Genomic DNA, 18,658 nt, shown 5'->3' with positions numbered 1-18,658 from the left:
GTCGATGCCAACGCCAACAGATCCATGCCCTTTACCATTTCACATGCCGTTCTCGCGCCCCCTTTAGCCAAACTCAGTGGTGACCGTTTACCCATTGCTGCCATTGCCATTGGCAGTATGACCCCCGATCTTTATCGACTGTTTACACAAGCCAATTCAAATACTACCCACTACTGGACTTCACTGATTCACCCCGATCTTTGGATTGGACTCAGTTTTTGTGTTTTGTGGTACGTGCTATTACGGCCCTGTTTTTATCGTTTTTTAGGTATTCAGCATGAGTTAAGGCTGAGCAGTATGCTGCGTTTTTTTAAATTTTCTGTGTCCGTTATTCTCGCGATACTGCTCGGCACGGCTACGCATCTGCTATGGGATGGACTCACCCATGCTGACTTCCGCACCTTGTTCGGACATGCGTTTTTAAGCCAGAAGGTCTTACTGTTAGGACACTATTATCCGCTACACCGCATTTTACAAATTGGCACATCGGCACTGGCCCTCCCCTTGTTGGCATGGATGAGTTGGCGTTATTACCAAACCTATCGGCAACATTTTCCTGTCAGTTTAAAAATCAAACGCTTTGCGATGGGACTGTTCATACTGAGCCTTTTAGGCGGTTTAGTCAGTGTTTTGGACTATGCACGTTATATTCCCACGCAAGTTTGGAAGTCAGACCTGTATTATTTTACAGGGCGAAGTATTAATGAGTTTAGCCAAGTCGCTTTGCTGATTTTAATCTTTGGATGCATTCTGTTTTTATTTTTAGATCGTGACTATCGTTTAGGCTGAATTTACACCAACGCTTAAATGCTATTTCATGCCTTTTTTACACTACGCCTTGTGACTCAATGTCCAAAGAGGCATAATCTCACATTAAATTTTAGGCGATGCGCTGTTTACGTATTCGCTACCTTTAGCCATATAGTTGGATTTTTAACGCCATGATGCGAACTCATTACTGCGGTTCTTTAACCGAAACTCAAATTGATGAAACAGTAACCCTCTGCGGTTGGGTACACCGTCGCCGTGACCACGGTGGTGTCATCTTCCTTGATATGCGTGACCGTGATGGTCTTGTGCAAGTGGTTATTGACCCAGACACTCCTGAAGCATTCGCAACTGCAGACAAAGTACGTTCAGAATTCGTATTAAAAATTACAGGTCGTGTACGTCGTCGCTATGCAGGCACAGAAAATGCCAATATGGTGAGCGGTCAAATCGAAGTTTTAGGTAAAGAAATCGAAGTTCTTGCTGCATCAGAAACTCCGCCGTTCCCATTGAATGACGACAACACCAATATTTCTGAAGAAATTCGTTTGAAATACCGTTTCTTGGACATCCGTCGTCCTGAAATGTTAGATCGTTTACGTTTCCGTTCTAAACTAACCAACTTAATTCGTAACTATTTCGAAGACAATGGTTTCTTGGACGTTGAAACTCCGATTTTAACCCGTGCAACGCCTGAAGGTGCGCGTGACTACTTAGTGCCAAGCCGTGTTTCAAATGGTAGCTTCTACGCACTTCCACAATCACCACAATTATTCAAACAATTGTTGATGGTGGGTGGTATCGATCGTTACTACCAAATCGCAAAATGTTTCCGTGATGAAGACTTACGCGCAGACCGTCAGCCTGAATTCACCCAAATCGACGTTGAAACATCGTTCATGAGTGACGATGACATCATGGATTTAATGGAAACCTTGACCGTTAAGATGTTCAAAGAACTTCTTGATGTTCAATTCGATAAATTCCCACGCATGACCTATACAGATGCTATGCGTGACTATGCATCGGACAAACCAGACTTACGTATTCCTTTGAAATTGGTTGACGTTGCAGACCTGATGCAAGAAGTTGAATTCAAGGTATTCGCAGGTCCAGCGAAAGATCCTAAGGGTCGTATCGTTGCATTACGTGTTCCTGGTGCAGGCTCTTTACCACGTAGCCAAATTGATGAATACACGAAATTTGTCGGCATCTACGGTGCAAAAGGTTTGGCGTACATCAAAGTAAACGAGCTTGAAAAAGGTATCGAAGGTTTACAATCTCCAATCGTGAAATTCATCGAGCCAATCGTGCTTGATCTCTTGAAACGTGTTGGCGCAGAAAATGGCGATATCGTGTTCTTTGGTGCAGACAAAGCTAAAGTTGTGAACGATGCCATGGGTGCTTTACGTATTAAAGTCGGTCATGACTTGAAAATGTCGACTTGCGAATGGGCACCGCTTTGGGTGGTTGACTTCCCAATGTTTGAAGAAACAGATGATGGCAAATGGACTTCTGTTCACCACCCATTCACACTGCCTAAATCAAGCGTTGAAGATGTGAAAAATAACCCAGGTGCTGCGCTTTCTGTGGCTTATGACATGGTGTTAAACGGTACTGAAATTGGTGGTGGTTCACTGCGTATTCATAACCTAGAAATGCAAAAAGCAATTTTTGAAGCTTTAGGTATTGGTGAAGAAGAAGCAGAAGAGAAATTTAGCTTCTTACTCAATGCATTACGTTACGGTGCTCCTCCGCATGGTGGTTTAGCATTCGGTCTAGACCGTTTAGTCATGCTCATGACGGGTGGTGCGTCTATTCGTGATGTGATTGCATTCCCGAAAACCAAAACTGCTGAATGTCCATTAACGCAAGCGCCTGCACCAGTTGAATCAAATCAACTACGTGATTTAGGTATTCGCTTACGTGAAAAACCAAAAGCTGAAGAAACAAAATAATCTTTAGATTTTGATTAAAGAAACCCTGCCATGCGCAGGGTTTTTTCATTCAAGACCAGACCATCCATTCCATAGATATTATTTTCGCTTCAAATTTTCCAAAATTTCTTTTGAACTTTTGATCTATCCCCCTTACAGTGATTCACGATAGTCTATATTTTATTGCAGCAGTTCTGGCACTGAATCACTCTATTGATTTATTCATTTATTTTGTTCTTAAGACGCTCATCTTTTTTTGATTTTATCTATCTTAGATTTTTAAGTCTCTTTGCAAAATTTTCTCTCATCTCATCTTTTAAAAAGATTTCTGAGTCAAAATATGGCTATTTATTATCTACTTAAAATCATCTCACTTTTTCCATTGTCCTTTTTACAATACATCGCACGCGGAATTGCGCACCTGCTTTACTATAGTGACTCTTCAATCAAGCGTATCACCACCATTAATGTTCAGTTGGCCTACCCTGAACTTGACCCAATAACACTCCAGAAACGCGTTCATCTCAGTATTCAAAGCCAGTGTCAGACCTATATTGAATTTTTAAAATGTTGGGGAATGCCACCACAATACAACTTAGATTTATTGAAAAATATTCATGGGGAATCTGTTCTAACCGAGGCTTTAGCCAATAAAAAAGGCGTGATTGTGGTTATTCCGCATTTTGGCTCTTGGGAGCTGTTAAATGCATGGTTAAATGTCTATACGCAACCAATGATTATGTATAAACCCTATAAAATTAAAGGGATTAACCGCTATATTCTAGCTGCACGTCAAAAGTTTAATGCAACCCTGGTTCCCACCGATGAAACGGGTATCCGCAGTATCTTCAGACACTTAAAACAAGGTGGGCTGACGGTGATTTTACCGGATCATCTGCCAAAACCTAGTGGCGGTATTTATTCATATTTTTTCCAGCAGAATACTTTGTCCACGACACTGGTCTCTAAAATGGCGGCAAAAACACAATGCAATTTGATTGGATTAAGTTGTATTCGTAATACTGACGCGGCGAGTTTTGATGTGTACTGTACAAAATTATCTCAAGATATTTTATCGAAAGATCTACAGCTATCTGTGGACAGTTTAAATCTTGCCATGCAAGATATGATTAACCAAGCACCTGAACAATACATTTGGTCCTATAAACGTTTTCGAAACTGTTATGGCAATATCAATCCGTATAAGAAACAACCAAATGTATAACTAGATGGATCACGATCTGATTCAAATAAGGCATGGGGGACAAAATCAAGATTATTATTTTGAGCTTGATTAGCCTACTTTTATTTATTTGAGATCAATTCTCAGCAGTGGCATAATAGCGCACTGTTTTAGATAAGTTGTGAGCAACCAAATGGCTATGCGTCCTGAAGTCCGTCGTCGTGGTATTGTGCTAATTGTTTTTGCAATCGTACAGTGGTTTTTCATGCGCTATATTCTAGACAATCAATTATTTAATTTAACAACCTATGACCGCATTGTCTTTTTCTGTGTAAGTAGCCTTGCGGGTGCTTTTGTCATTTTTGTCGGCTTAATTTATATGGTCTTGAAGGGAAATGCGGATAAGGAATAATTTCCTATTTTTAGACGATTTGGTTGAATATCTATATGTTTGTTAGTGTTATTGTTCCCTGTTATAACCATGCTCCGTACTTAAAACAACGCATAGAGAGCATATTAAATCAGACCTATCAAAATTTTGAACTTATCTTATTGGATGATGTTTCTCCAGACGAAAGTGCGGAAATTCTACTCTCCTATAAAGATCATCCCAAAGTATCGCACTGCATCATCAATGAAAAAAACTCAGGCTCTACCTTTCATCAATGGAATAAAGGTATGGCATTGGCTCAAGGTGAACTGATTTGGATTGCTGAATCTGATGATGTTGCTGATCTTAGCTTTTTAGAAACCTTAGTTGAACCTTTTCAACAGAATCCAAATCTTGTTTTAGCGTATAGCCAATCCCATCGGATGGATAGTCAGGGTAAGATTACTGGCTCATGGAAAAGCCATACAGATGATTTAGATTCAGAATTATTTAAACATAATTTTGATATGAATGGCTGGGAATACATCCATCGTTTTCTCAATATCAAAAATACGATTCCAAATGCCAGTGCAGTACTATTCAAAAAGCAAACTTATCTTCAAATTGAAGGAGCTTGCTCTCATCTCAATTTGATTGGGGACTGGTCTGTATGGGCAAAAATTGTCTCTCGTGGAGATATCCACTTTTCTAGTCGCTGTTTAAATGATTTTAGATACCATGCGACTAGTGTCATCGCGACAGCCAAACAAACATCTGGGCCATTTCGCCTTCGTCGACAAATTATTTTATTTCGATCAGAAATTTCTGATTTTTGGCAACATCACTTATCAGACTCAGAACTCACCCCTCAAATTTATAGAAAAAACAAAATATTCTTATACAAAGAAGTAGTTCGCAATTGTTCTTTTGCAATAAGACGCAGACACTTTGATGAAATCATCCCCACAATACGTGATGCCTGCAACATTTTACCAGTTTATTTACTCCCTATTTTTATGTTTAAAATGGCTATAAAATTGATATATTCAATTATTTTTGACGCACCTATAAAAAAATTGTTAAAAAAATAAATTCATCGTTTAAATACTTCACTATATTTTATTAATATTGAATATAAAACGTTATACTTTTAACTGTGCTCTCCATCTTAACTCTAATTAAGACGCTGTATTTTCATGAAAAAACTTATTAATACACTACAATACATCATTTCAACTCAAGGTAGTACAGGTAAAGCATGGCAACTTTACAGAAGAGAGTTTATTCAAAATGGGAAAGATGGTGTTCAATCTTTATGGCATAAACATCGCGGAGAGCTAAATTTTAAGCGATGGAAATACGAAAACAATAAATCGATTACTATTATTGCCACACCGCACACCATATTTATTGCCGAACTCTTATCACAAGCTTTAGACAAAGCTGGACTTCTGTATCAAGTAAAAATTGGCACCGATTTTAAGAGCTTCGATGACTCTTTTCATATCCTTGTTTGTCCTCAGGCCTTTAAGAAACTTCCCGAAAGCTATATCTCATTTCAGATGGAGCAAACTGTTTCAGACCGTTGGTTCGGTCAGGAAAATATGCAAAAGCTGAAAAAGTCATTATTGGTGATGGATTATTCACTCAATAACATCAGTTATTTAAACCAACGCTTCCCTCTTAGCCATATTTACTACACCCCGATTTCACCTATTGATTTGGCAAGCGAATCAAGTGATAACCACGAATATGATGTTCTCTTTTATGGAGATACAAACAATGATCGTCGCAAGGTATACCTAGAGGCTTTAGAAAAGAGATTCAAAGTAAAGATCATCAACAATGCTTTTGGTGAAGATGTTTGGCATGCAATCCGTAAAGCAAAAGTTGTGATTAACATTCATTATTATGAAAGTGCCTTACTAGAAACCACTCGCTTATATGAATACCTTTCCAATCACGCACTGGTTATTTCAGAAAAAAGTTCAGACTTCGAACAACATACAGATCTCGCAGATTTAGTCGACTTTGTTGAAATTGGTGATGTTGAACATATGCTCACAAGAATTCAGTACTGGAAAGACCATACTGAAGCATATCTTGAACAAAAAAATCGCATTAAACAATATGTACAAAAAGATCAAAATATTTTTAACTTTTATTTTTATCGCGTTTTATTATCTCTTGAATTGATCGATTTTAATACGCTCTATCAGCTCACGAATCAAACGTGGAATCCAACTTCAAACTTTTGGTGTTTAGGTTTGCCTGAGTCAACAGAGCGACAAGCCGAGTTCCATAAAGAGCAAAATAAAATTCCAACTATATGGAGCTTTCCCGGTATCCGCCATAAAACACCATGGATTGGCTGTGGTCTAAGTTATAAATACATGTTGCGCTATGCACGGGATCATCAATGGAACAACATAAGTATTTGTGAAGATGATGTGCTATTCCCTGACGATATCCAAAAGAAGCTTGAGGATATCCATCATGTTTTAGATGATAAGTCTCTCAACTGGGATATTTTCTCTGGCCATGTGACTAACCTTCACCCAGAAGCAGATATTCGTCTACTAAGTAAAAATCAACTGACCAACTACGTCCTGCTCAACAAAACCACAGGAACCGTATTTAATATCTACCACCAACCTGTTTACGATTATTTATTAAGATGGGATGAAAAAAATCAAGATCTTAAAACCAACGCAATCGATCGATATATCGAAAATAAGCCTGATTTAAAGGTGATTACTACATTGCCATATCTTGTCGGGCATAAAGAGGATATATGCACTACACTATGGGATAGAAAACATTTCTCTAGTTTTAGCTACAATGATATGACCCTCAATAGCATTAAAGCTATTCAAGATAAAATTTCCAAGACTTGAACCTCATTAAAAAAGCCTGATATTTAATCAGGCTTTTTTAATGAAAAGTTAAATTAAGCTATATCAGAGTCACATTATATATTTTTAAAATAATCAGCTTCTTTATCTTTATCACTCACCAAAACTTCTTCAATGCCCTCTAAAGGCCAATCAATTGCTAAAGTGGAATCATTCCAAAGGATCGCACCTTCACTTTCTTTATGATAATAGTTCGTGGTTTTATACAAAAATTGAGTATTATCTTCCAGTGCGACAAATCCATGCGCAAAACCTTCAGGAATCCAGAACATAGTTTTATTTTCTGCACTCAGCTCTACACCAACCCATTCACCATAAGTCTTTGACTCAGGTCGAATGTCAACCGCAACATCCCACACTTTGCCTTGTACCACACGTACAAGTTTGCCTTGTGCATAGGGTTCACGTTGAAAATGCAACCCACGTAACACTCCTTTTTGCGAAAGCGAGTGATTATCCTGTACAAAAGTAGGAATGGGTAAATTTAACTCTTTTAATGCAGTTTCAAATCGCTGTTGGTTGAAGCTTTCCATAAACCAACCACGATCATCCCCAAAAACACTTGGATGTAGAATCAAAAGACCTTCAATTTTGGTGGTTTCTACTTTCACTTCGACTCTTCCAACAATTTAAACAAATATTGCCCATATTCTGTTTTTTTCAACGCTTCAGCACTTTCAGTTAGCTTTTCTCGAGAAATCCAACCTTGCTGAAAACCAATTTCTTCGAGACAAGCCACTTTCAACGACTGACGTTTTTCAATCGTGTATACAAACTGTCCAGCCTCTAACAACGATTCATGTGTACCGGTATCTAACCATGCAAAACCGCGCCCCAACAGCTCAACATTTAAGGAGCCATCTTTTAAGTAGGCATTATTAATGTCAGTAATTTCTAACTCACCACGATGTGAAGGCTTGACTTGTTTCGCAAACTCAACCACGCGGTTATCGTAAAAATATAATCCTGTTACAGCATAGGGCGATTTCGGCTGCGTTGGTTTTTCTTCGATACTCAAAACTTTACCAGAAGGGTCAAATTCAACCACACCAAAGCGCTCTGGGTCTGTCACATGGTAGCCAAATACCGTAGCACCATGCTCAAGATCACTCGCTGCTTTTAACTGTTTACTAAAGTTTTGACCATAATAAATATTGTCTCCTAAAATCAGGCAAACATGATCATCACCAATAAACTCTTCCCCTATCAGGAATGCCTGAGCCAAGCCATCTGGAGAAGGTTGAACTTTATAACTCAGCTCAATACCAAATTGAGAACCATCCCCTAAAAGTTTCTCAAAGTTTGGTAAGTCCTCTGGTGTTGAGATAATCAAAATCTCTTTTATGCCCGCCAACATCAGCACTGATAAAGGATAATAAATCATCGGCTTATCATAAATAGGCAACAGTTGCTTCGATACCCCTTTCGTAATAGGGTGCAGACGAGTTCCTGAGCCTCCAGCAAGAATAATACCTTTACGTTTTAAACTCATTTCTTGAGTATCTCCACTAATGTTCTTTCTACACCTAACTGCCAATCAGGCAAATATAGGTTAAATGTATTTTGAATTTTTTGATTATTCAATCTTGAATTATGTGGTCGTTTGGCTGGTGTCGGATAAGATGATGTCGGAATAGGATGAACCTGTTTGACCACTAAGTTTTCACCCAACAATTGTGCCTGTTTGAAAATAAACTTGGCATAACCAAACCAGCTTGTTTCTCCACTTGCAACCAAATGATAAATCCCAGTCTTAGCTTGCGAGGATTGAACTTGCGGTATGATCTGTGCAGTGACATCTGCAATCAGTTCAGCCGATGTCGGCGCACCAATCTGATCATTAATCACCGAGAGTTCTTCTCTATTTTGAGCAAGCATCAACATCGTTTTAAGGAAGTTTTTTCCTTTAGCTGCATATACCCAAGATGTTCTAAAAATTAAATGTCTGCAACCTGAATTTACAATCGCTTGCTCGCCCAGTACTTTGGTTTGACCATAAGTATTGATCGGTTGCGTATTATCATCCTCAGTAAAGGCACTAATCCCATCACCATTAAAAACATAATCGGTCGAGTAATGAACAAATAATGCATTAATTTGGGTACATGCCTCGGCAATTTTTTGAACCGCAATGTGGTTTACGATATCAGCAGTGACCTGATCTGTCTCTGCCAAATCAACAGCTGTATATGCGCTGGCATTCACAACAATATCAGGTCGCATTGCTAAAATTGTTTGAACAACATCTTCTGGTAGACTTAAATCCCCAGACCACTCATTTAAGCCATGTCGATCAAGCGCTATCAGCTCCCCCAACGGTGCTAAGGAACGTTGCAACTCCCAGCCTACTTGACCATTCTTACCCAATAATAAAATTTTCATGCGTTAACCGTGATAATGTTTTTCTAACCAAGATGTATACTCTCCACTTTGTACGTGTGAGACCCATTCTTGATTATTTAAGTACCATTCAACAGTTTTACGCAAGCCAGTTTCAAATGACTCTTCTGGCACCCAGCCTAATTCATTTTTAATTTTAGAAGCATCTATCGCATAGCGTATATCATGACCAGGTCGATCTGTAACGTAGGTGATCAAGTCTTTATAAGACTGAATCCCTTCAGGTTTATTTGGCGCCAACTCTTCTAGTAACGCACAAATGCTATGCACAACATCAATATTGGCTTTTTCATTATGTCCACCAATATTATAGGTTTCTCCCACAACGCCCTCTGTAACGACTTTATAAAGTGCACGTGCATGATCTTCAACAAAGAGCCAGTCACGGATTTGCTGACCATTGCCATACACAGGCAAAGCTTTAGCCTGTAGTGCATTTAAAATCATCAGGGGAATAAGTTTTTCTGGGAAATGGTAAGGGCCATAGTTGTTGGAGCAATTCGTTACAATCACAGGCAAACCATAGGTACGGTGCCATGCACGTACCAAATGATCTGAACTCGCTTTAGATGCCGAATAAGGTGAGCTTGGAGAGTAAGAAGTCGTTTCCGTAAATAAATCCGCAGTCCCTTCTAAATCACCATAAACCTCATCGGTCGAAATATGATGAAATCTAAATGCTTGTTTTACATCATCACTCAAACTAAGCCAGTATTTACGCGCCGCTTCCAAAAGCTGATATGTACCAATGATATTGGTTTCAATAAAATCCAATGGGCCTGAAATAGAGCGGTCTACATGTGATTCAGCAGCCAGATGCATGACGGCATCAGGCTTGAAGTCACCAAATAAAGTATCTAATGCTTCCCTATCGCAGATATCTGTATGACTGAATTGATATCTTTCATGGTTTTCCACGAGAGCAAGTGACTCAAGGTTTCCAGCATAGGTAAGCTTATCGACATTCAGTACGGTATGTCCCGTGTTTTGGATTATATGGCGAATTACAGCAGACCCAATAAATCCTGCTCCACCAGTCACAAGAATTCTCACGCGTCCTCCTTAACTTATTATTCAATATTAAATTTTCGCGATTTTAACATATGTTCAATCCATACCTATCCCTGTCAAAAGAGTTTCACGTATTATTTTCTTTTCAGGCTTTCAATTGATGTTTTTTTGATTTCCTCTACGTTACTTGGACACAGTCTTTTAGAGCATGAAGATGTAGTTTTGATGCAACACACATCGTGTTCATGCAACTTAGATTTGTCTGTATTTAAAATTTCAAAAGCCGAACCATGATTTTTCGAATAACCCTTGTATACTAGTCAGGCGATGACTGCTTCCCTCTCAAATAGATTAATCATGATCCAACTATCCATTCTTATTGTTAATTATAATACTGAGACCTTCATAGAAAGCCTACTGGTTGATTTAAAAGAACAATCTATTAATAGTCAGGCCTTTGAAATCGTTATTGTAAACAATGTTCAAAATACACAACTAGATGAAGTGATTGGAAAAAATGCAACACTACAGGGACTCAATATTAAGATTATTGGTTCTGAGCGCAATATTGGCTTTGGCCGTGCAATGAACCTCGCGGCAGCACATGCCAAAGGTGCCGAGTTATTAATAGGCAATCCAGATCTAAGAATGCTACAAACGGATTATCTAGAACAACTCTTAAAACATGCAAAACAACATCAGAATTATGGCGTCATTACCACACGCCAACTCAATGATGACGACAAAGACACTTCCGAATATAAAAACTACGAATTTGGTCAAAACCTAGGGTATGAGAATCAAACCAATTGGCTCTGTGGTGCACTCCTGCTGATACAAAAAACAGTATTTGATCAAATTTCTGGTTTTGATCCTGACTTTTTTATGTATTGTGAGGATGAAGATCTCTGTCTCAGAGTTAAAAAATTAGATCTCCCTTTAATCAAAATCAATGAATTAAAAATTTATCATAAAGGTGGATCAAGCGAGCCACTGAAAGACTACGCATTTTATCATCGTTGGTTTAAGTCAAAAATCCTGTTTGCATATAAGCACTACCCTACGGATGTGTTTCATGAAATTCTCAATACCTTAGAAAAAAAATCAACATCAAAAGCTCGCCTCTATGGACTGATTGCTCTCAGCAACATAAAAAAATATCAGTCAAGAAAAGACAAATGGAATGCAATGAAAGATTGCATTCAAAAAACCAAAGCAGAATCAGTTGATTGGTTGTACTTTAAATAAGTATAAAAATGATTCAACCGCAGTACGTGACTGCGGTTGAAATTATTTAAATTCAATCGTTTTCTTATAGCGTGAAGTTTGTAATTGCTGATTTAATCGCTTCCATTCACGTGCTAATTTCTCGCCAAAGGTACGTGCTTTGCTTTCAGTTTGACGACGCTCCACACGCTCATTTTCCAGTATACTACCAAACTGCTGCTCTTGAGCTTGGTCATATAAATAACTCTGGATACATAAAGCAGGTTTCATCTGATACAGACTCATACCCTGCGTATGATATTGCGGATCAAATAACAGATGATCCAGTGGCTCTTTAATTTCAGCCTTTCTTAATAATGCCATCAAATATTGTGCTGCATTTAAGCTTAGAATATAACCTGCTGCCCCAACATGTCTTCCCTTCAGCTTAAATAGACTCCGCTGTTTTCCTAGATCTAAGCCTTGACGTTCATGTAGAATTTTTTTTGCAAACGCTTCAAGTTTAATGATCTGCCAATCGGACTGAATCCAAGTGTCGCTACTTAGAAAATAGTCAGCATTCTGTCCCAAATATACATCATCTTCAAAAATAGCCAAATGAGGAATGTGCTCATCCACCATTTTTTGCCAAATCGAGACATGACTCATAAAACAAGCCAATTCGCCTGAACTTAAAAATTCTTCCTGAATATTAAGCTGCATTTTTTCTGCTAAAGGACGAGCCAGATCAGGCGTTAGCGCATCAAAAAACTCAAATCCAATATTCTGTTTGCCGAACACTTGCACGATGTGCTCACGACGCGCTGTGGCTGTCTTTAAGCTGATGACTATATTTTTCATACCAATACTACTTATTTCGATGCAACCAAATGCTTCATGGCATAAAATTTATCACGCCACATCCGTTTTTGTTTTTTGATGCCGTGAGAAAGACTACGCCCTTCTTTTTCTTTCCGAGAAATGCCTTGCTCTGCCACGGTGCCTAAAATATCGCTATCCAAACCAGCAGGTTTCACTAAAGCAGGCCATACACCTAAACCCTTCCCATTTTTACTGAGCCATGTTTGAAAGAAAATATCGACAGGCATGGTCATTTTTCTCCCAGCTTGCATAAATGCTTCTGCACCTTGACGTGACCAAACCAAACCTAAACCACGAATAGGGAAATAAAAAGCATGCCACAAGCTCATACCATCAACATTCGTAATATCTTTAGCTAGCTTTTTCTTTTTGGTTGCAATGTTAATCAAATACCAATCCAGCTCTTTATGCTGATCGAGATACTCAATCAAGCCATCAAGCTTATCTTTGAAGTCTTGGTTGATTTTCATATCGTCTTCAAGCACCACCAAATAATCAGCATCTGTACTTAAAAATTTTTCCGCACAGTCATAATGACTTAAATAGCAGCCCAACTCTGAATTCATCAATTTACGACCAAGTACGTCGTTCGCCCCTTGATCATCGTAGTTTGCAAATTCAGTTAATTCTTTACCACGACCATCGACTGCAGAAAAGCGCTCAAAAGGCCAGTTGACTTGATTCAGCTGCTGAGTTGCTCGTTCAAGTCGTTCCTGACTACCATCCAAATTAATCAAATAAGTAACAACTTTCATCATGAACCTTTAAACTAAAACTGAATGGGGCAAATAGCCTGCTAATTTTTCCTGCATAGCCGTACTGATTTTATTCGCAGCATCACTATCGAGCTGATCTAAACTCTGTATACAACCGTACTTAATATCAGGATTATGCAGCGCTTGTATAAAACTGTTCAAACTGTCCTGATTTTTAAGATAGGCCAACTCTAGATCTGGTTTCAACTCCGCCTGCTGTTTATGAATCTTAATATGGTTCATTAATGAAATTGGATTCAACTGCTCTACACTACGAAATTTAAACTTGATCTGCGTTTCTAAAAGCTGTGGATGCTCAAGCAAATAATCTTTTAATGCATGACGATCTACAATATGTGGATAATGATGGATTTCAAAAAACTTCTTAAATCCCAAAACATCCGCACCAAGCATCTGCGCAATCATATGTTTCGGCTGAATTGGCTTTCCAAATTGGCGACTCATTAGCTGACGATATTTGAGCTTTGCTTTGAGTGCAAAACTATTTTGCCAATGACCATAGATCACCAAGCTTTCCGCTTTTAAAAAGTCTTCGACTTGCGCAGGCGCATTAAAAAAGAAATCATCATTGAGATAGATAAAATAATCCGATAGCCCATCAATATTCCAAAGCATACTTTCAATAGAACGGGTATTGAAAGTCGGTAAATATTCTTCAAAACCTCTGAAAATTTCTCGGTGATCAACCACACGAATTTTATCTACAGCGCACAAACCTTGCGCTGCAAATTCATCGATAAACTCAGGACGCTGATTATCTGCCACCACATAGATATGTCGACAGAACGGTACATATTTCAAAATGGAGGCGATGTTATAATAAATTTCGTTATTGCTGGCAAAGCGCGTCGCACTGACCGCATCAGATGCATCTTCACCGGTCAGATATTTATGGCGTTTCTTTTTTAATTCAAGATCATTGCCATCTACCCAGGCAATCACGATATCAATATTTTGCATTCACTTGATCACTTCAAAATCTGAGTCTAATGGACAATTATTGCCAAGCATCCTTAATCCACTGTGATGGCAATACATAACGATACCATTTTCCACCACCACCATTAATCGCATCAGGTGGATTGATTTCACCATGGAAAATAATGACCTTAACCCCTTCAGGTTTTACAGGTGGTTTAAAGTATGCCAACGGAATTTTTTGCAAACAGTGATATTTGTAGCTCTTACACCAACTATCAGGCCAGTAAGAAAGTTTTTTCTCTTGATCGACATACCAAGACAAATAAGCTTGCTCATTGCGAAATTTTTGACGAATTTCATCAAAATGCTCACGAAAATAGGGCATCAATCCAGGAAAAGCGCCCAGTTTAAAACGGTAAACTGAGCTATTACCTGTAATACGCCAAGGACGTTTCCAGTCATGGATAATTAGGAAGTCTCCCGGATGGGTAAAGAAACTGTCGATATTGTCAACAATCACTACATCCAAGTCTAAAAAGAGCGCATTACCTTGTAAACCGTACAAGTCTGGCTCGAATGTAGACAATTTATTCCACCCACGTTCAGGACTTCCCTCTGGAAGCGCTAAAGGTGGAATGGGAAAACATTCAACTGCAGGGTCGATTCCTTCGGTGCGGTCTGTTAGACAAACCATTTTAAAATCAACCGTGGTGTGACGCTTCACCATGTTATATAAACGATTGACGTACTCAGCCCCATATTTGGTGCCCCATTTCATGCATAACACAATATTTTGATCTGTCTGTGTTTCAGCCTGTTTTGACAACGAGTCGTTTACGTTTTCCTGCATGTTCTATCATCCACCAGCATTCTGCGTTGTATCATAACATTTCTTGCAATAAGTTAGTGTATGGCTTTTTCAAAGCCTTCATAATACTCAAAAATAGTTTGTGCTATGATACGCAATCGCTTTATGTAAATCCTTTACAAGGTTCACTTAAGCCCTCATATGAAGAATATATAATCAGGTTGATATGAAAATAGCAGTTGCAGGCACAGGTTACGTCGGCCTTTCTAATGCCATGATCTTCTCACAACAACATGAAGTGATTGCACTAGACATCATCGACACGAAAGTCGACATGTTGAATCAAAAAATCTCTCCGATTCAAGACGCAGATATATCGACATTTTTAAGCGAGAAACCGCTCAATTTTTGTGCCACAACTGACAAATATAAGGCCTACCAAGGTGCTGATTTTGTCATTATTGCAACACCCACCGACTATGATACCCAAACTAATTATTTCAATACACAGAGTGTGGAAAGTGTCATTCGAGATGTGGTCGAGATCAATCCTCAGGCAACGATGATTATCAAATCAACAGTGCCAGTGGGCTTTACTCAAAAAGTCAAAAAACAATATCATACTGAAAATGTGATCTTTTCCCCTGAGTTCTTACGTGAAGGAAAGGCGCTGCACGACAACCTCTATCCATCTCGGATTATTGTCGGTGAAAAGTCACAACGTGCTCAATTGTTTGCAGATATGCTGATCGAAGGGGCAATCAAAAAAGACAGTCCTGTATTGTTCACTGACTCAACTGAAGCCGAAGCGATTAAGTTATTTGCCAACACCTATCTCGCGATGCGTGTCGCTTACTTTAATGAACTCGATACTTATGCCCAGTCCTTCGGTCTGGATACCCGTCAAATTATTGAAGGCGTATGTTTAGATCAACGTATTGGCAATCATTATAACAACCCATCGTTTGGCTATGGTGGCTATTGTCTACCGAAGGATACAAAACAACTTCTTGCCAACTATAATCAAGTGCCGAGCAACCTGATTCAAGCTATTGTAGATTCCAACAGTACCCGTAAAGACTTTATTGCAGACTCTATCATTGCAAAAAATCCTAATACCGTCGGCATTTATCGTTTAGTGATGAAAAGTGGCTCCGATAACTTCCGTGCGTCAGCGATCCAAGGCGTCATGAAACGCATCAAAGCCAAAGGCATTGATGTAATTGTTTATGAACCAACCTTAAATGAAGATGAATTTTTCAAATCCAAAGTGATTAATGATTTAGAACAATTTAAACAACAAAGTGATGTCATCATCGCCAATCGTAAGTCACAGGACTTAAGTGATGTTGAAGACAAAATCTATACCCGTGATATTTTTGGAGGCGATGAATGAATGTTTTAGTAACAGGTGCAGCAGGCTTTATCGGCTTTCATGTCTCTAAAAAACTACTCGAGCGCGGTGATAATGTTATCGGTTTTGACAATATGAATGATTATTATGATCCTGCTTTAAAGCAAGCACGTATCGACTTATTACATCAAACTGCTCAGCAAAGTGCTGGCCAATTTGACTTCATTCAAGCCAATCTTGCCGATAAAACAGCAGTTGATCAATGCTTTCAAGAACACCAGTTTGACCGTGTGATTCACTTGGCTGCACAAGCAGGCGTGCGCTACTCACTTGAAAATCCAATGAGTTATGTAGAAAGCAATATTATTGGCTTTACCAATATCATTGAAGCTTGCCGCTATGCGAAAACACCACATCTGACCTATGCCAGCACCAGCAGCGTATACGGTGCAAATACCACCATGCCTTTTAGCGAGCAGCATGGCGTAGACCATCCAATTCAGTTTTATGCAGCAACAAAACGTGCAAATGAATTAATGGCGCATAGCTATAGTCACCTATTTCAATTGCCAACCACAGGCTTACGTTTCTTTACAGTCTATGGACCTTGGGGACGCCCCGATATGGCGCTGTTTAAGTTCACCAAAAACATCATTGCGGGTCAATCAATTCCCGTATTTAACCATGGTAATCACACCCGCGATTTCACATTTGTTGAAGACATTGCTGAAGGCGTGATTCGCTCAAGTGATCAAATTGCTAAGGCCAACCCAAATTGGGACAGCAATCACCCAGATCCAGCGACCAGCAATGCGCCTTTCCGTATATTCAACATCGGCAATAACAATCCTGTGAAACTCATCGAATATATTCAAGCAATTGAAAAAGCCGTTGGCCAAGAAGCCATCTTAGAACTGCTCCCACTTCAAGCAGGCGATGTACCTGATACCTACGCAGATAGCAGCGCTTTAGAAAAAAGTGTAGGGTATAAACCCTCTGTTTCAGTTGAAGATGGTGTGAAACAATTTGTAGATTGGTATCGTGACTTTTATCAGGTTTAAATAAAAGCCACTCGCTAATTAAACCAATCTAAAATAAAAACCCTAATTACTGTGTAATTAGGGTTTTTAAATACAGATGTATTTAAATTAAATTGTAGATCGTTACACTATAAAATTTTTCTTACTAAATCACCATCCAACACAAAACTGTCCCCCTATACCTATACAAATTCTTTGAGGTAGAAAAAATCTATCCTTCGGTTGAAGATCCTCAACTAAATAAACGAAGCTTATTTTTAAATAGCAACATCTTAGCAAGAGGATAACTTTTATTTATACTCGATGAGGTTTATGCAATGGCTTTTATTAAAAATTACAGTATCAAAAAACATTAAACCTATACAAAACATTGGTTTAAATTACTCAAGAGAAATACCAAATTAAACACCACCAGAGCCATCATAAATAATCCTATGATGACTCTACCTTTATAAAAATAATTTATTTATTTTCCTTTTTTCATATATTTATCAATATATGATTAAGAGCGCCATAATTTTCCAAGTTTTACATCCCACTCAACAGGAGAAATAACCATACGCCCTGCATTTGGGGTCAATGTGATTTCACTAAACAGCACTTCATCTTGTGACAATAGGAAGTCAATTCGACTATAACCATATTCCAAACATAACTGCTCAGATAGCTCAACCATTTTATGCATCTTGCACGGTTCTATCACTGCTTCTGGCGTATTCTCTTTACAATCTACGGTGAAAGGCTGTAGCACCCAAGAGGTATCATAAATATTTGAATACTCTGTACCATCACGCCCCTGTACATCGACTTCAATATACTTAGGCTGCCCCTCAAAACAATGGACACGACATGTTGTAATGGTGGCATGCGTGTTAGCATCACGGTATAAATCAACATAATGCTCTGCCAAAATGAGCGGCGAAATATTTTTATAGTGCCACTCTCGCTTGCGGTAATACATGGCGAATTCAAACATGAGGTGCGACAGTTTGAAAAGTCTTATGATAATCAACAAGCTGAGCAAATTTCTCTAATGGTGTAAGCCAATCTAACGCTTTTCTAGGACGAGTATTCAGTGACATGGCAA

At 38.7% G+C, this 18,658-nt stretch carries 17 protein-coding genes and 2 pseudogenes; 9 read left to right on the top strand and 10 right to left on the bottom strand.

Annotated elements, in window-relative coordinates:
- Positions 1 to 24 precede the first annotated feature (24 nt).
- The 6 genes from HYI04_RS09815 (at position 25) to HYI04_RS09790 (ending at position 7,155) form a co-directional block, all read left to right on the top strand.
- Positions 25 to 789 (top strand): DUF4184 family protein, encoded by a 765-nt coding sequence (locus HYI04_RS09815; RefSeq protein ID WP_178896117.1) that lies wholly within the window; start codon positions 25 to 27, stop codon positions 787 to 789.
- Between the two features lie 152 nt (positions 790 to 941).
- Positions 942 to 2,726 carry an aspartate--tRNA ligase gene (aspS, locus tag HYI04_RS09810; protein ID WP_004697728.1) on the top strand — a complete coding sequence of 595 codons (1,785 nt, stop codon included), beginning with the start codon at positions 942 to 944 and terminating at the stop codon, positions 2,724 to 2,726.
- A 319-nt stretch (positions 2,727 to 3,045) separates the two neighbouring features.
- Positions 3,046 to 3,930 carry a lysophospholipid acyltransferase family protein gene (locus HYI04_RS09805; RefSeq protein ID WP_178896116.1) on the top strand — a complete coding sequence of 295 codons (885 nt, stop codon included), beginning with the start codon at positions 3,046 to 3,048 and terminating at the stop codon, positions 3,928 to 3,930.
- A 151-nt stretch (positions 3,931 to 4,081) separates the two neighbouring features.
- Positions 4,082 to 4,300 (top strand): hypothetical protein, encoded by a 219-nt coding sequence (locus tag HYI04_RS09800; protein ID WP_004983573.1) that lies wholly within the window; start codon positions 4,082 to 4,084, stop codon positions 4,298 to 4,300.
- 35 nt (positions 4,301 to 4,335) lie between these two features.
- Positions 4,336 to 5,349 (top strand): glycosyltransferase family A protein, encoded by a 1,014-nt coding sequence (locus tag HYI04_RS09795; RefSeq protein ID WP_178896115.1) that lies wholly within the window; start codon positions 4,336 to 4,338, stop codon positions 5,347 to 5,349.
- A gap of 105 nt (positions 5,350 to 5,454) precedes the next feature.
- On the top strand, positions 5,455 to 7,155 hold the full coding sequence (locus HYI04_RS09790; protein WP_178896114.1) for a glycosyltransferase: 1,701 nt from the start codon (positions 5,455 to 5,457) through the stop codon (positions 7,153 to 7,155).
- Positions 7,156 to 7,229: 74 nt separating this feature from the next.
- Here the strand turns inward: HYI04_RS09790 and rfbC are convergent, their stop codons facing one another.
- Genes rfbC through rfbB form a run of 4 tightly spaced genes read right to left on the bottom strand, consistent with a single transcriptional unit; the run spans position 7,230 to position 10,626 of the window.
- The gene (gene rfbC, locus HYI04_RS09785; protein ID WP_062031425.1) at positions 7,230 to 7,784 is read right to left on the bottom strand and encodes a dTDP-4-dehydrorhamnose 3,5-epimerase; all 555 of its coding nucleotides are present in this window, start codon (positions 7,782 to 7,784) and stop codon (positions 7,230 to 7,232) included.
- Positions 7,781 to 8,665: a glucose-1-phosphate thymidylyltransferase RfbA gene (gene rfbA / locus HYI04_RS09780; protein WP_062031428.1), complete on the bottom strand. Its 885-nt coding sequence runs from the start codon at positions 8,663 to 8,665 to the stop codon at positions 7,781 to 7,783. The genes rfbC and rfbA overlap by 4 nt, the downstream gene beginning before the upstream one ends.
- Positions 8,662 to 9,555 (bottom strand): dTDP-4-dehydrorhamnose reductase, encoded by an 894-nt coding sequence (gene rfbD, locus HYI04_RS09775; RefSeq protein WP_178896113.1) that lies wholly within the window; start codon positions 9,553 to 9,555, stop codon positions 8,662 to 8,664. Before rfbD ends, rfbA begins: the two co-directional genes overlap by 4 nt.
- 3 nt (positions 9,556 to 9,558) lie before the next feature.
- Complete coding sequence (gene rfbB / locus HYI04_RS09770) at positions 9,559 to 10,626, bottom strand: dTDP-glucose 4,6-dehydratase (protein ID WP_178896112.1); 1,068 nt, start codon at positions 10,624 to 10,626, stop codon at positions 9,559 to 9,561.
- Between the two features lie 315 nt (positions 10,627 to 10,941).
- Here rfbB and HYI04_RS09765 point away from each other — a divergent pair, with 315 nt between their 5' ends.
- Complete coding sequence (locus HYI04_RS09765) at positions 10,942 to 11,832, top strand: glycosyltransferase family 2 protein (protein ID WP_218645683.1); 891 nt, start codon at positions 10,942 to 10,944, stop codon at positions 11,830 to 11,832.
- A 42-nt stretch (positions 11,833 to 11,874) separates the two neighbouring features.
- Here the strand turns inward: HYI04_RS09765 and HYI04_RS09760 are convergent, their stop codons facing one another.
- From HYI04_RS09760 to HYI04_RS09745, 4 genes are read right to left on the bottom strand one after another with little or no spacing between them, the layout of a single operon-like run.
- Entirely contained in the window at positions 11,875 to 12,651 is a 777-nt protein-coding gene (locus tag HYI04_RS09760) for a glycosyltransferase family 25 protein (protein WP_178896111.1), read from the bottom strand.
- Positions 12,652 to 12,662: 11 nt separating this feature from the next.
- Positions 12,663 to 13,427 carry a glycosyltransferase family 25 protein gene (locus tag HYI04_RS09755; protein WP_178896120.1) on the bottom strand — a complete coding sequence of 255 codons (765 nt, stop codon included), beginning with the start codon at positions 13,425 to 13,427 and terminating at the stop codon, positions 12,663 to 12,665.
- A gap of 9 nt (positions 13,428 to 13,436) precedes the next feature.
- On the bottom strand, positions 13,437 to 14,408 hold the full coding sequence (locus tag HYI04_RS09750; protein ID WP_178896110.1) for a stealth family protein: 972 nt from the start codon (positions 14,406 to 14,408) through the stop codon (positions 13,437 to 13,439).
- A gap of 37 nt (positions 14,409 to 14,445) precedes the next feature.
- Positions 14,446 to 15,219: a hypothetical protein gene (locus HYI04_RS09745; RefSeq protein ID WP_004983555.1), complete on the bottom strand. Its 774-nt coding sequence runs from the start codon at positions 15,217 to 15,219 to the stop codon at positions 14,446 to 14,448.
- A gap of 184 nt (positions 15,220 to 15,403) precedes the next feature.
- Between HYI04_RS09745 and HYI04_RS09740 the strand changes: the two genes are divergently transcribed.
- Positions 15,404 to 16,573, top strand: a complete 1,170-nt coding sequence (locus HYI04_RS09740; protein ID WP_178896109.1) for a nucleotide sugar dehydrogenase — start codon at positions 15,404 to 15,406, stop codon at positions 16,571 to 16,573.
- Complete coding sequence (locus HYI04_RS09735) at positions 16,570 to 17,592, top strand: NAD-dependent epimerase (protein ID WP_159153260.1); 1,023 nt, start codon at positions 16,570 to 16,572, stop codon at positions 17,590 to 17,592. Before HYI04_RS09740 ends, HYI04_RS09735 begins: the two co-directional genes overlap by 4 nt.
- Positions 17,593 to 18,073: 481 nt before the next feature.
- Here the strand turns inward: HYI04_RS09735 and HYI04_RS09730 are convergent.
- Together HYI04_RS09730 and HYI04_RS09725 are read right to left on the bottom strand one after the other, a co-directional pair.
- A pseudogene (locus HYI04_RS09730) lies at positions 18,074 to 18,532 on the bottom strand (ATP-grasp fold amidoligase family protein); the annotation flags it as partial.
- A gap of 7 nt (positions 18,533 to 18,539) precedes the next feature.
- Positions 18,540 to 18,658, bottom strand: a pseudogene (locus tag HYI04_RS09725) (IS30 family transposase); the annotation flags it as partial.

This window comes from Acinetobacter sp. SwsAc2 (assembly GCF_013391465.1).
GTDB classification, from domain to species: domain Bacteria; phylum Pseudomonadota; class Gammaproteobacteria; order Pseudomonadales; family Moraxellaceae; genus Acinetobacter; species Acinetobacter johnsonii.
The sequence above is the reverse complement of the archived record's forward strand: the minus strand, read 5'-3'. Positions and strand labels throughout refer to the sequence as shown.